This window comes from Methylosinus sp. R-45379, from assembly GCF_001644125.1.
Taxonomy (GTDB): domain Bacteria; phylum Pseudomonadota; class Alphaproteobacteria; order Rhizobiales; family Beijerinckiaceae; genus Methylosinus.
Map to the genome: position 1 here is coordinate 114,020 of NZ_LUUM01000201.1, position 12,620 is coordinate 126,639.

General features: G+C 65.0%; 13 protein-coding genes. 3 read left to right on the top strand and 10 right to left on the bottom strand.

Annotated features, from left to right (window positions below):
* Nucleotides 1-21: 21 nt before the first annotated feature.
* Together murJ and A1351_RS08810 are read right to left on the bottom strand one after the other, a co-directional pair.
* Nucleotides 22-1,560 carry a murein biosynthesis integral membrane protein MurJ gene (gene murJ, locus A1351_RS08800; protein WP_024880457.1) on the bottom strand — a complete coding sequence of 513 codons (1,539 nt, stop codon included), beginning with the start codon at nt 1,558-1,560 and terminating at the stop codon, nt 22-24.
* Nucleotides 1,561-1,876: 316 nt separating this feature from the next.
* Nucleotides 1,877-2,836, bottom strand: a complete 960-nt coding sequence (locus tag A1351_RS08810) for a glycosyltransferase family 2 protein (RefSeq protein ID WP_024880455.1) — start codon at nt 2,834-2,836, stop codon at nt 1,877-1,879.
* Nucleotides 2,837-2,926: 90 nt separating this feature from the next.
* Between A1351_RS08810 and A1351_RS08815 the strand changes: the two genes are divergently transcribed.
* Entirely contained in the window at nt 2,927-3,781 is an 855-nt protein-coding gene (locus A1351_RS08815) for a ChbG/HpnK family deacetylase (protein WP_024880454.1), read from the top strand.
* 18 nt (nt 3,782-3,799) lie between these two features.
* Here the strand turns inward: A1351_RS08815 and nadC are convergent, their stop codons facing one another.
* The 5 genes from nadC to A1351_RS08840 all read right to left on the bottom strand — a co-directional run bounded on the left by nadC (nt 3,800) and on the right by A1351_RS08840 (nt 8,765).
* Complete coding sequence (nadC, locus tag A1351_RS08820) at nt 3,800-4,660, bottom strand: carboxylating nicotinate-nucleotide diphosphorylase (protein ID WP_024880453.1); 861 nt, start codon at nt 4,658-4,660, stop codon at nt 3,800-3,802.
* Nucleotides 4,657-6,183, bottom strand: a complete 1,527-nt coding sequence (locus tag A1351_RS08825) for an L-aspartate oxidase (RefSeq protein WP_064032805.1) — start codon at nt 6,181-6,183, stop codon at nt 4,657-4,659. The genes nadC and A1351_RS08825 overlap by 4 nt, the downstream gene beginning before the upstream one ends.
* A gap of 34 nt (nt 6,184-6,217) precedes the next feature.
* Entirely contained in the window at nt 6,218-6,853 is a 636-nt protein-coding gene (locus tag A1351_RS08830) for a DUF4202 domain-containing protein (protein ID WP_026598957.1), read from the bottom strand.
* A 51-nt stretch (nt 6,854-6,904) separates the two neighbouring features.
* The gene (gene nadA / locus A1351_RS08835) at nt 6,905-7,990 is read right to left on the bottom strand and encodes a quinolinate synthase NadA (protein ID WP_024880450.1); all 1,086 of its coding nucleotides are present in this window, start codon (nt 7,988-7,990) and stop codon (nt 6,905-6,907) included.
* Nucleotides 7,991-8,273: 283 nt separating this feature from the next.
* Nucleotides 8,274-8,765, bottom strand: a complete 492-nt coding sequence (locus tag A1351_RS08840) for an SH3 domain-containing protein (RefSeq protein WP_024880449.1) — start codon at nt 8,763-8,765, stop codon at nt 8,274-8,276.
* Nucleotides 8,766-8,949: 184 nt separating this feature from the next.
* On the opposite strand from A1351_RS08840, the gene A1351_RS08845 reads away from it, so the two are divergent.
* A complete protein-coding gene (locus A1351_RS08845) occupies nt 8,950-9,897 on the top strand; it encodes an aspartate carbamoyltransferase catalytic subunit (RefSeq protein ID WP_026598956.1) in 948 nt (315 codons plus the stop codon).
* A 36-nt stretch (nt 9,898-9,933) separates the two neighbouring features.
* Nucleotides 9,934-10,278 carry a hypothetical protein gene (locus tag A1351_RS08850; protein WP_024880447.1) on the top strand — a complete coding sequence of 115 codons (345 nt, stop codon included), beginning with the start codon at nt 9,934-9,936 and terminating at the stop codon, nt 10,276-10,278.
* Nucleotides 10,279-10,288: 10 nt separating this feature from the next.
* Here A1351_RS08850 and A1351_RS08855 read toward each other — a convergent pair whose 3' ends face one another.
* The 3 genes from A1351_RS08855 to A1351_RS08865 form a co-directional block, all read right to left on the bottom strand.
* Nucleotides 10,289-10,759 (bottom strand): hypothetical protein, encoded by a 471-nt coding sequence (locus A1351_RS08855; protein ID WP_064032789.1) that lies wholly within the window; start codon nt 10,757-10,759, stop codon nt 10,289-10,291.
* Nucleotides 10,760-10,824: 65 nt separating this feature from the next.
* Entirely contained in the window at nt 10,825-11,814 is a 990-nt protein-coding gene (cysK, locus tag A1351_RS08860; RefSeq protein WP_024880445.1) for a cysteine synthase A, read from the bottom strand.
* Nucleotides 11,815-11,864: 50 nt separating this feature from the next.
* Nucleotides 11,865-12,377 carry an Lrp/AsnC family transcriptional regulator gene (locus A1351_RS08865; RefSeq protein ID WP_024880444.1) on the bottom strand — a complete coding sequence of 171 codons (513 nt, stop codon included), beginning with the start codon at nt 12,375-12,377 and terminating at the stop codon, nt 11,865-11,867.
* Nucleotides 12,378-12,620 lie beyond the last annotated feature (243 nt).

Here is a 12,620-nt window from a genome sequence, read left to right on the forward strand (position 1 = left end):
CAGCCGGTGGACAGAAGCGAGTTAGCGTTGTCTGCGTCGCAGCTGCGACAGGCGCAGACCGAAGGCGCGCAGGCAGACGGCGAGAACGCTTCCATAGACGAGCGCTCCCGCCGCGCCGAGCAGCAGCAGCGCGGCGATGTCGCGTAAGGGACCGAGGCGCCCAGCCAGCGCCATCGCCGGCCCATAGCCATAGAGCGCGGTCGCCAGCAGCGGTAAGCTGGCGCAAAGGCTCGCGATCGAAACACGCAAAAACGTCTCGTCGAAGCGCATCGCCCCGCGATGCAGCGCGAGGCCGATCAGCGCCGCTAAATTGATCCAGAGGCCGACGGAGGTCGCCGTCGCGAGGCCCGGCGCGCCCATCGGCTCATAGAGCGCGATCTTCAGCCCCACATTCACCACGACGGCGCCGAGCGCGACATACATGGGCGTCTTGGTGTCGCCATGCGCCTGAAAGCTCGCGCGCGCCGAGGCGATCAGCACCAGCGCCATCAGCCCGCCGCCATAGGCCGCGAGCACATCCGCCGCCGCGGCGGCGTCGGCATGGGTGAAGGCGCCGCGCAGGAAGACGCCGCTCATGATGAGCTCGGGGATCGTCACGAAAGCGATGAAGAAAGGCGCGGCCAGCGCGATGGTCAGCGCCATCACGCGATTTTGCGCGGCATGGGCGCCGTCCTCGTCGCCGGCGGCGATGCGGCGGCTCATCTCCGGCAGCAGCACAGTGCCGGCCGCGAGGCCGATGACGCCATTGGGCAGCTGATAGATGCGATCGGCGTAAGTGATCGAGGAGACGCCGCCATCGGGCAGCATAGAGGCGATGATCGTATCGGCGAAAATGGCGATCTGCCCACTCGCCGAGCCGATCACCGCCGGCCCCAGCATCAGGAAGAATTCGCGCACGCGCGTCCAATGCGGCCGCGCGAGGCCCTCCATCACGCCGATCATGCGCGCGTTGGCCATCAGCAGCGCGAGCTGCAAGACGCCCGAAATGGTCACGCCCCAGGCGGCGGCATAGGCCGCGCTCGGAAATAGAAAGGCGACCGCGAGCGCCGCCATCATGGAGAGATTGAGCAGATTGGGCGCGAAGGCGGGCGCGGCGAAGCGGCCATTGGCGTTGAGCGTGCCCTGATGCAGCGTCACCAGAGTCATGCACAGCAGATAGGGAAAGGTGATGCGCGTCAGCGAAACGGTGAGCTCGAATTTCTCCGGCCGATCGTCGAAGCCCGGCGCGAGCAGCGCCACAAATTGCGGCATGAATGCGTAGATCAGAACGAGCAGCACGATCTGCGAGGCGAGCAGAAGCGTGAACACCTCGCTCGAAAATTCTTTCGCCGAGTCTTTTCCCTGCTGCTCGAGCGCCTTGGAATAGCAGGGGACGTAAGCGGCGTTGAAGGCGCCTTCGCCGAAAATGGCGCGGAAATGATTGGGCAGCTTGAAGGCGACGAAGAAAGCATCCGCCGCGAGCCCGGCGCCGAGAATGCCGGACAGCATCACATCGCGCAGAAAGCCCGTGATGCGCGAGAGCAGCGTGAAGCCGCCGACGGAGAGGAGATTGCGAATCATCGGCGGCGGCGCCCGCGATACACACTCCCCTCGAGGGCTAACAGATTCACACATTGCGAGACGCTGTGGCCGTCATGGCCGGGCTCGTCCCGGCCATCCACGCCAAGCAGCTGAGAAACCGAAGGAAAGCGCCCGCTATCGACGGATTCATCCCACGGCGGGCGCCGCCGGAGCTTCGGCGTCAGGCCAAACTTCTTAAGCCGCCTCGGCGTCCTGGCGTGGATGGCCGGGACAAGCCCGGCCATGACGTCGCGGGGGCGAGGATGTGTGCTTTCAATGGCCCTCGAGAGGGAGGTGGCGCGCGCGTGCTGGATCGTCATTGTTCTTCCACCCCCACCCGCTCCGCGACGAGATAGAGCGGGCGTCCTTTCACCTCGCCGAAAATGAGGGCGATATACTCGCCGAGCACGCCGAGCGAGAACAGCTGCATTCCGCCGAGAAAGGCGATGGAGACGATCAGCGAGGCGTAGCCGGGGACATCCACGCCATAAAACACCGTGCGCCAGAAATAATAAGCGGCCATGGCGAGCGCGAAGGTGGAGACGATGATCCCCACCACCGCCCAGACCTTCAGCGGCACGGAGGAGAAGGACATGAGCCCGTCGAGCGCGAAGCGGATGAGCTTGGCGTAATTGAATTTGGAGCGGCCGGAGGCGCGCTCCTCCACCTCGAATGGCACGCCGATCGATTTGAAGCCGATCCAGGCGAACAGCCCTTTGGAGAAGCGGGCCCGCTCGCGCATGCGCGAGAGCGCGTCGATGGCCTGGCGGTCGAGCAGGCGGAAATCGCCGGCGCCGCGCGGCAGCGGCGTCTCGCCGAAACGATCGAACAGGCCGTAGAACAGATTGGCGAAGAGGGTGCGCAGCAGCGGCTCGCCGGCGCGGTCGCGGCGCACGCCATAGACGTTTTTATATCCCTCGCGCCATTTGGTGATGAATTGCGCGATCGTCTCCGGCGGATGCTGCAGATCGGCGTCCATTAGCACCACGGCCGCGCCGCGGGAATGGTCCAGCGCGGCGGCTATGGCGATCTCCTTGCCGAAATTGCGGCTGAAGGACACCGCTTTCACGCGGGCGTCCTCTTTATGCAATTCGCGCAATCCCGCGAGCGTTTCGTCCGAGGAGCCGTCGTCGACGAAGACGATCTCGAAAGAGGCGGCGGAGCGCTCCAGCACGGGCTTCAGCCTGTCGATGAGCGGGCGAAGATTGGCCGCCTCATTGAAGACAGGGATGGCTACGGATATCTCCGGAGGCGGATTTTCGGCTTTATCGTCCATCGCTCGCCTTATAGGTTCGAACCGGGCAAGACCTAGGCGGGCGCGCGAAAATGCGCAAGCGCGTCAGAGGGGCGGGGAAGGGAACAACGAATGGCGGCGCAACGCTCGATCGCGCTCTGCGCGGACGATTATGGCCTCTCTATGGGCGTCAGCCTCGGCATTCTCGAGGCGCTGGACGCCGGCAGGCTGACGGCCGTCTCCGCGCTCACCAATGTCGATCGCTGGCCGGCCATGGGGCGGGAGCTGGCGCGCCGCCGGCATGACGCCGACATTGGCGTGCATTTCAATCTGACGCTCGGGCGTCCGCTCACCAATATGCCGAAATTCGCGCCCGGAGGCGTGTTTCCGCCGCTGCGCGAGGTGATCCGCGCCGCCATGCGCGGAAAGCTGCCGATGGAGGAGATCAGCGCCGAGATCGACCGCCAGATCGACCGTTACTATGCGGTGATGGGCCGCGCGCCGGACCATCTCGACGGGCATCAGCATGTTCATGCGCTGCCCGGCGTGCGCACGGCGCTGTTCGACGCGCTGGAGAAGCGCGGCCTCATGGGCGAGAAGCTCTGGCTGCGCGACGCCGGCGATCGGATGCATCGCATCGTGATTCGCGGCTCCGACATGCGCAAGGCGCTGGTGGTGCGCGCCATCGGCCGTGGCTATCGGCGCGAGGCGGTGGCGCGCGGATTTCTGCTCAACGAAGGCTTCGCCGGTTTTTCCGATTTCGATCCGCAGAGCGATTACGCCGCGCAATTCGAAACCTATCTGCGCGCGCCGGGCGAGCGGCATCTCGTGATGTGCCATCCCGGCCGCGTCGACGAGGATTTGCGCGCGCAAGACCCGGTGACGGTGACGCGCGAGCAGGAGCTCGCCTTTCTGCTCTCATCGCGCTTCGAGGAGGTGATGATCAATCGCAGCGCCGCGCTTGCGCGCCTCAGACGCGAGGTGTGATCCCCTTCGTGTCGAAGATCAGCCGATCTCTATGTCGAGGCCGAGATCCAGCGTTTTCGCTGAATGCGTGAGCGCGCCGACGGAGATGAGATCGACGCCCGTCTCCGCGACAGCGGCGATCGTCTCCAGCGTGACGCCGCCGGAAGCTTCGGCGAGCATGCGTCCGCCGATCAGCGCGACCGCGGCGCGCAGCAGCTCGGGCGCCATATTGTCGAGCAGCACGATATCCGCGCCTTCGGCGAGGACCTCCTCGAGCTGCTCCAGCGTATCGACCTCTATCTCTATCTTCGTCATATGGCTGGCGAAGGCTTTGGCGGCGCGCAGCGCCCGGCCCACGCCGCCGGCGACGGCGATGTGATTGTCTTTGATCAGCAGCGCATCGTCGAGGCCGAAGCGGTGATTGGCGCCGCCGCCGCAGCGCACCGCATATTTCTCGAAAGCGCGCAGCAGCGGCGTCGTTTTGCGCGTGTCGCAGACCCTGGCTTTCGTATGCGCGATTTTTTCGGCGTAGCGCGCCGTGAGCGATGCGATGCCGCAGAGCCGGCCGAGAAAATTCAGAGCGACGCGTTCCGCCGAGAGAATGGCGCGGGCGGGGCCTTCGATATGGGCGAGCACATCGCCCTTGCCGACGCGCGCGCCATCCAGCATCGCGGGCCGGAAGGTGACGGCGGGATCGACGAGGCGAAAGGCGCAAGCCGCTACGCCGAGGCCCGCGACGATTCCATCCTCGCGCGCGGCGATGACAGCGCGGGCGCAGGCGGTCTCGGGGATCGTCGCCTGAGTGGTGATGTCGCCGGCGCGGCCGAAATCCTCGGCGAGAGCGGCGCGCACGACATCTTCGACGAGCGGAGCGGGGAGCGTCCAGGGGGCGGCCGTCATTGCAGCGCCTCCTCGGCGATGGCGCGCGCTTGCGCCATTGTCATATAGGAGCGATGCGCGAGAGCGTCCTCCGCCTGCGGAAAATCCGAGCGGAAATGCGCGCCGCGACTCTCGCGCCGCGCCAGCGCCGCGCTCGTCACCAATAGCGCGGTCAGCGCCATATTTCGCAATTGCGCGTGAGGCGTTTCCGCCTCTATGCGCAGAATCGCCCGCGCCGCGCGCGTGAGCCCTATCGCATCTCGGATGACGCCGACATCGCGCGCCATCACATCGCGCAGCTCGTTGACGAGCCCTTGCTCGGGCGCGTCTGTTGCGTCCGGCGACGGGGCAGGGGCGTGCGCAGCCTCGACATTCTGCTCGCCGATATCGTTTGCGATGCGCGCCGCGAACACCACCGCCTCGAGCAGGGAGTTGGAGGCGAGGCGATTGGCTCCATGCACGCCGGTGGAGGCGACTTCTCCGGCCGCCCAGAGGCCGGGAAGCGACGTTCGCCCGCGCGCGTCGGTGGCGACGCCGCCCATATGATAATGCGCGGCGGCCGCGATCGGAATGGGCGCGGTCACGGGATCGACGCCGCCGGCCATGCAACTCGCATAGACGGTCGGAAAGCGCACGGGGAACTCCGCGCCTACAGTCGCGCGCGCATCGAGAAAAGCGCCGCCTCCGGCCGCGATGGAAGCGAAGACGCCACGCGCGACGATATCGCGCGGCGCGAGCTCGGCGGCGGGGTCGATCTCGGCCATGAAGCGATGGCCGGAGCGATCGACGATGATCGCGCCTTCGCCGCGCAGCGATTCCGTCGCCAGAGGCGCCGGATCGACGCCTATGTCGATCGCGGTCGGATGGAATTGCACGAATTCCGCATCGGCGACGAGCGCTCCGGCGCGCGCCGCCATTGCGAGGCCGATTCCGCGCGCCTCATTCGGATTGGTGGTGACGCGATAGAGGTGGCCGATTCCACCCGTCGCCAGCACTGTGGCGGGCGAGAAGAAATCGCGCAGCAGGCCGTCGCGGCCGCGTGCGCGCAGGCCGATGACGCGGCCGTCATGGGTCAGCAATTCCTGCGCGGAAAAGCCTTCCAATAATTCGATCGAGGGCGTCGCGCGGACGGCGGCGACGAGCGTCTCCATGATCGCGCGGCCGGCCGTGTCGCCCTTCACGCGCACGATGCGCCGCTCCGAATGCGCAGCTTCGCGCGAGGGCGTAAATTTGCCGTCGGCGCGATCGAAGGGCACGCCATAGGAGAGAAGGTCTTCGATGCGCGCGCGCGCCTCTCGCGCCATGCCGAGCGCGACTTCTGCATCGACGATGCCGGCGCCTGCCTTCAGCGTGTCCTCGGCGTGGCGCTCTGGCGAATCCGTGTCGAGCACCGCCGCCGCGACGCCGCCCTGCGCCCAGAAGGAGGCGGCGCCTTCGTCGATGGAGCCCGGCGTCAGCACGGCGACGCGACGCGGCGCGAGCTTCAACGCGCAGAAGAGGCCGGCGAGGCCGCCGCCGACGATGAGGATGGGAGCCTGCGTCACCACTGTGAAAGCTCCCGAGGAGGCGCGCCGGCCATTAGTCGATCGCTACGGTTGCGAGCTTGGCGAGCGCCTCGCTCTCCTTGGCGATTGCCGCCGCCACCAGCGTGCGCGTGCGCTCCGGCAAGGGCAGGGCGAGCGCCGCGCCGTGGCCCTTGGGCGACATTTTGCACAGCGTCTTGCCGAGGATGTCGACGATCTTCTCATCGTCGTAATCTTTGTATTTCTCGTGGAAATCGTCGAAATAATGCTCGAGGAAGACGATTGCCGCGACATTCTCCAGCGCCTGGGAGTCGCGGTCCTTCTTCAGCTTTTCCTTGCGGATGATCGCGCCGACATGGGCGATCTCTTCTTCCTCATAGCCCTGCGCGCGCATGAGCTCGCCGACGCGGCGCGCGTGATGCACGCGGCACTCCTTGCGCCAATCATTATAGCCGTGGCGGCCGAGCGGGAAATTCTCGCGCGGAATGTCCCAGCGGCGCAAATGCTGCGCGCGCGTCGCGATTTGCAGCAGTTCCGAGGCCTCGGGATAGAGCGCGGAGAGGCGCGCCGTCATGCGCTCGGCATAGACGATCTCGAAAGCGCGCTCGGCGCCGTCGATCGTCACCTTGCGCGGATCGTCGGCGTTGGCGGCGTCGATCGCTGCGATCAAAGCCTCGTATCGAGCCGTCATGGCCGCGCTCCTTGAAGTATCCCTCTCCCGCAAGCGGGAGAAGGGCGTCCATCAACCCAGATCGATCATCCGCTGCACGGAGACGCGCGCGCGCGCGGCGATCAGCGGATCGACCGTCACCTCTTCGCGAATATGGACCAGCGCGTCGAGAATCTTCGGCAGTGTGATGCGCTTCATATGCGGGCAGAAATTGCAGGGGCGGATGAACTCGGTGCCCGTCGTCTCGGCGGCGACATTGTCGGCCATGGAGCATTCGGTCACGAGCAGCACGCGCGCCGGCTTTTTCGTGCGCACATAATCGATCATCGCCGCGGTCGAGCCGGCGAAATCGGAAATCTCCACCACCTCGCGCGGACATTCGGGATGGGCGATGATCTTCACGCCCGGATGATCGGCGCGATAGGTCTCGAGCTCTTCCGCGGTGAAGCGCTCATGCACTTCGCAGGCGCCGCGCCAAGCGATGATCTTCACCTTGGTCTGCGCGGCGACATTCTCCGCGAGATAGCGGTCCGGCAGCATGATGACGCGGTCGGAGCCGAGGCTCTCCACCACTTTCAGCGCATTGGAGGAGGTGCAGCAAATGTCGACCTCCGCCTTCACTTCGGCGGAAGTGTTGACATAGGCGACGATCGGCACGCCCGGATATTCGGCGCGCAGCGCGCGAACGTCGGCGGCGGTGATGGAGGCGGCGAGCGAGCAGCCGGCCTCGAGATCGGGCATCAGCACCACTTTCTCGGGGCTCAGAATCTTGGAGGTCTCGGCCATGAAATGCACGCCTCCCTGCACGATGATCTCGGCGTCCGAGGAGGCGGCGAGCTTGGCGAGCTGCAGGCTGTCGCCGACGAAATCGGCGACGCAGTGATAGATCTCCGGCGTCTGATAGTTGTGGGCGAGGATGACGGCGTTGCGTTCCCGCTTCAGCTCGTTGATCGCCTTCACATAAGGCGCATGGAACGCCCATTCGATCGCCGGCATGACCTTCGCCACCCGCTCATAGAGATGGGCGGTCGCGGTCTCGACCTCCTTGTTCCAGGCGAGATTGGGCATGGGCAGCACGGGAAAGCGCTGCTCCGCTCCGACGAGCGCGCCGATGGCGGGCGCATCGAGGCGCTTCTTCTCGGGGAAGGTGAGGGTCATGGACCTTGCTCCATCCTCACTTATGCTCAATTCGAGCATAAGTCGGTCGATCAAAAACTCCTTCGGGCGCCGCCCGACGGAGGCTTATTTTGTAGCTTAAGTGTCATGGCGGGATTGAGCAACCCTCGCCAACCACTCTTCGCGCTACAGATATGCTCTCACTGAGCATATGTCAATCGGCTCGAGGGCGCGTGAGCGGGCATCGTCTAAGATAGTCTGCGAGAGCATAAGCGCGAGAAAAAGCCCGCGGCCGCGGGCTGTCTCGTCGCGGGGGGAAATCTCTTTAGCGGGCGAAGACCGCGCCCTTCCGCTTCAGATAATTGCGGTCCACATAGCCGGACTTGCCCTCATAGGTGACTTTGCACCAGCTGGTCATCCAGCCCTTTTGGCAAGCGGACGCCGCAACCTTCTGGCCCGGCGGGATCTTGGCGACCACCTTCCAATTTCCGCCGGGGCCGGAGCGCACGGCCGTGGTGTCGCGGGTGACGAGCGGCGCGACGACGACATTCTTCATCGTCGGCTCGAGCGTGTTGGCGGCGACGAAGCCGCGCTTGCCCTTGTAGCGGATCTGGCACCAATCGTGTTTCCAGCCCGGCCCGCAATTGTCGAGCCGGATTTTGGCGCCGGCCGGGATTTGGGCGATGACCGGCCAGCGCGCTCCCGGGCCGGAGCGCATGTTGGAAAAGTCGGTGGCGACGGTGGTCGCCGCCATGGCCGTGGCGGCGCAGAGGGAGAGGGCCGCCGCGAGGAGCGGCGAGCCGAGCCGAATGTGCATGGCGATCTCCTGTTTCGCGAAGAATTCTGGGAAAGAGCGTCTCTGAGACGGGCAAAAACGAGAACTCTTTTTCATCCCCTTTGGTTCCGCCGTCGCTTTCGAGCGATCGTCTCGAGGATTTCTCAACCATGAGCGTCCGGCGGGAAGGCTGGCCAGCGCGTGGGAAACTGTTATAGACGGCGGCATGCCGCAAAAACCGCATCCCGCTTTTCCGCACCGCCATCTGCTCGGCATAGAGGGGCTGTCGCGCATCGACATTCTCACTCTGCTCGACATGGCCGAGGAGGCGATCGAGGTCTCCCGCCAGGTGGAGAAGAAGCGCGCCACTCTGCGCGGACGCACCCAGGTCAATCTTTTCTACGAATCTTCCACCCGCACGCAGGCTTCATTCGAGATCGCAGGCAAAAGGCTCGGCGCCGACGTCATGAACATGTCGGTCGCCAATTCCTCGGAGAAGAAGGGCGAGACGCTGCTCGACACGGCGATGACGCTCAACGCCATGCGGCCGGATATTCTGGTGGTGCGCCACGCCCGCGCCGGCGCCGTGCATCTGCTGGCGCGCAAGGTCGATTGCGCCGTGGTCAACGCCGGCGACGGCGCCCATGAGCATCCGACGCAGGCGCTGCTGGACGCGCTGACGATCCGCCGCCACAAGGGCCGCATCGAGGGGCTGACGGTGGCGATCTGCGGCGATGTGCTGCATTCGCGCGTCGCGCGTTCCAACATCATTCTGCTGAGCGCGCTGGGCGCGCGGCTGCGCGCGGTCGGCCCCTCCACTCTCGCGCCCGATTCGCTGTCGCGGCTCGGCGTCGAGGTTTTCCACGATATGCGCTCTGGGCTCGCTGGCGCGGACATAGTGATGATGCTGAGGCTGCAACGCGAGCGCATGAATGGCGCCTTCGTGCCGAGCAGCCGCGAATATTTCCATTTCTTCGGTCTCGACGAGGAGAAGCTCGCCTATGCCGCGCCCGATGCGCTGGTGATGCATCCAGGCCCGATGAATCGCGGCGTCGAGATCGACTCGAGCGTGGCCGATGGCCCCCGCTCGCTCATCAGAGATCAGGTGGAAATGGGCGTCGCCGTGCGCATGGCGGTGCTGGAGGCGCTCGCGCAGCATCTGCCGAATGTGTAGTATGCGCGTGTTTCGTCGATCGCAGAGGGGCGCCGCATGGTCTTGGTCGTTCGCCTGATCACATTGTTCTTCGAAGGCCTGTTGCAGCAGTTCATCAATGGCGTCGGCGTCGTCGCCCTGATGGTCGCGCTCACGATCGGCTTTTTTCGCCTGTCCTGGTGGAAGACCGTGCTGATCCTCACCTTCATCTTCGGCTTCGGCGTCGAATATCTCTTCGAAGGCTGGATCAAATTCTCCGACAAGGCGGAGAGCGCCAGCGAGCGCTGGCCCTGGATGCTGCTGATCTATTTCTTCATCGTCTTCGTCGCTTATTGGAGCGGCCGCTTCGGTCGTCGCCATTTGGAGCGACGCGGCAAGGCGGCGCCGCCGCATGTGACGTGAACGGCCGGGATTACGGCTTTCGAACCCGAATTCGCAGCTGCGCCTTTCCTTCGATCAGCCTTTGCTGGTCGAAGGAGCCTGTGGCGACGGCCAGATATGCGTGGCCCTGCTCGACGATTTCGCGCAATCCCGCGAACGGGCTGAACAGGTCGGAGGCGACGACGATATCGTCGATCGTAACATCCGTTCGGCGCAGCTTGTGATCGGTCGAAAATTTCTCGATCCGCGACAGCTCGTCGCGCGAAAAATAAAACTCGACCATCATCGACGACGCGTCGATCGTCGGAGGAAGTCCCGTCGTGTCGGGGTGCAACAGCTGGATATTCAAGAATTCGACTTTTTCGTAACGCAAGAGGAGCGTGTCTTCGGCCACGCCGGGCGCCGCGCCTTTCGGCTCGTCGAGCGCCGCGTGAAGAATGACCGGAATCGCGCATAAGGCGGCGAAAAACGCGATCGCGCGACTGCGAGCGGCGTTCGGCATGTTCGAAGCTCCTCGACCTCGAAGCGGCGCGACCCGAACCGATGTCCGGATCGCGCCCGCCGGGATCAGACGCCTTCGAACAGCGCGGTCGAGAGATAGCGCTCCGCGAAGTCGGGGATGATCAGCACGATATTCTTGCCCTCGGCCTCCGGACGCGCGGCGATTTCGAGCGCGGCCGCGACGGCGGCGCCGGACGAGATGCCGACCGGAATGCCTTCGAATTTGGCGAGCTGGCGCGCTGTGTCGAAGGCCGTCTGATTGCCGATGGTGATGATCTCGTCGATGACCGTGCGGTCGAGGATCGGCGGCACGAAGCCCGGGCCGATGCCCTGAATCTTATGCGGTCCCGGCGGACGGCCGGAGAGCACCGCCGAATCCTCGGGCTCCACGGCGACGACCTTGAGGCCGGGCCGGCGCGGCTTCAGCACCTGGCCGACGCCGGTGATCGTGCCGCCCGTGCCGACGCCGGAGACGAAGTAATCGACCTCTCCTTTGGTGTCGTTCCAGATTTCCTCGGCCGTCGTGATCCGGTGGATCTCGGGATTGGCCGGATTCTCGAATTGCTGCGGAATGACCGCGTCGGGATTTTCGGCGGCGAGCTCGGTGGCCTTGGCCACGGCGCCCTTCATGCCCTGCGCGGCGGGCGTCAGCACCAGCTCGGCGCCGAGCACGGCGAGAATGCGCCGACGCTCGATCGACATGGATTCCGGCATCACCAGAACGAGGCGGTAGCCGCGCGCGGCGGCGACGAAGGCGAGCGCTATGCCGGTGTTGCCGGAGGTCGGCTCGATGAGCAGATTGCGGCCCGGCGCGATGCGGCCGCTCTTCTCCAGCGAGTCGATGAGATTGACGCCGATGCGGTCTTTCACGCTGGCGAGCGGATTGAAGAATTCGAGCTTGCCGAGAAGATTGGCTTTGACGCCCTTCTCTTTGGCGAGACGGTCGAAACGCACCAGCGGAGTATCGCCGAGGGTCTGCGTGATCGAATCATAAATGCGGCCGCGCCCCGGTTTTTCCGAAGGGATGTAAATCGGCGCCGATACTGCCTCTGACATGAGTTGCTCCTCGAATATAGTGTTGGTCGCTGACGCGCTTGTCGCAGAGCTTATCCTGCAACGGCTTCTTCGGCCACCCGGCGCGCGCGGGGAAAAGCGATGGGCGGGGCGGTTTCCAGCGGCAGAGCGGTCGTCGCCTTGATCCGCTCCATGGCGAAGCGCGACACGACATTGCGCAGAGGCGCGACCGCGATCAGCCGCTTGTAGAATTCGTCGAAGGCGACCATGTCGGACACGACCACGCGCAGCATGTAATCGACGTCGCCGGCCATGCGATAGAACTCCACCACCTCCGGCATAGCCGCGACGGCGCCGGTGAAGCGGTCGAGCCAGGCGTCCGAATGCTCGCCGGCCACGATGGAGACATAGACGCTGAGGCCGAGGCCGAGCTTCTCGGGCGAGAGCAGGGCGACCCGGCCCTGCAGAACGCCGCTCGCCTCCAGCCGCTGAATGCGCTTCCAGCAGGGCGTTTGCGACAGCCCGACCTGCGCCGCTATGTCGGCGATGGAGAGGGAGGCGTCCTCCTGCAGAATCGAAAGAATGTGCCGATCGATGGCGTCCATTGGCTCGTCCGTGGCGTTCGAGAATGATTTTCCTATAGTCCACAAAAATACTATAACATGTCAAGGTAAGAAGCGACGCTCGAGCCGGTCGGCCGCGGCTGTGACCCTAGCGTTACGCATCCTCGGCCTGGCCGCCGAATTCGCGCGTCGAGGGCGGCGAGGCGGTCGGCGCGCCGGCGAATGAGCTTTCGGTCTGATTTTTCGATGTATTTTATAGGCTGTAGAAGAAAAATGTCATTCGGC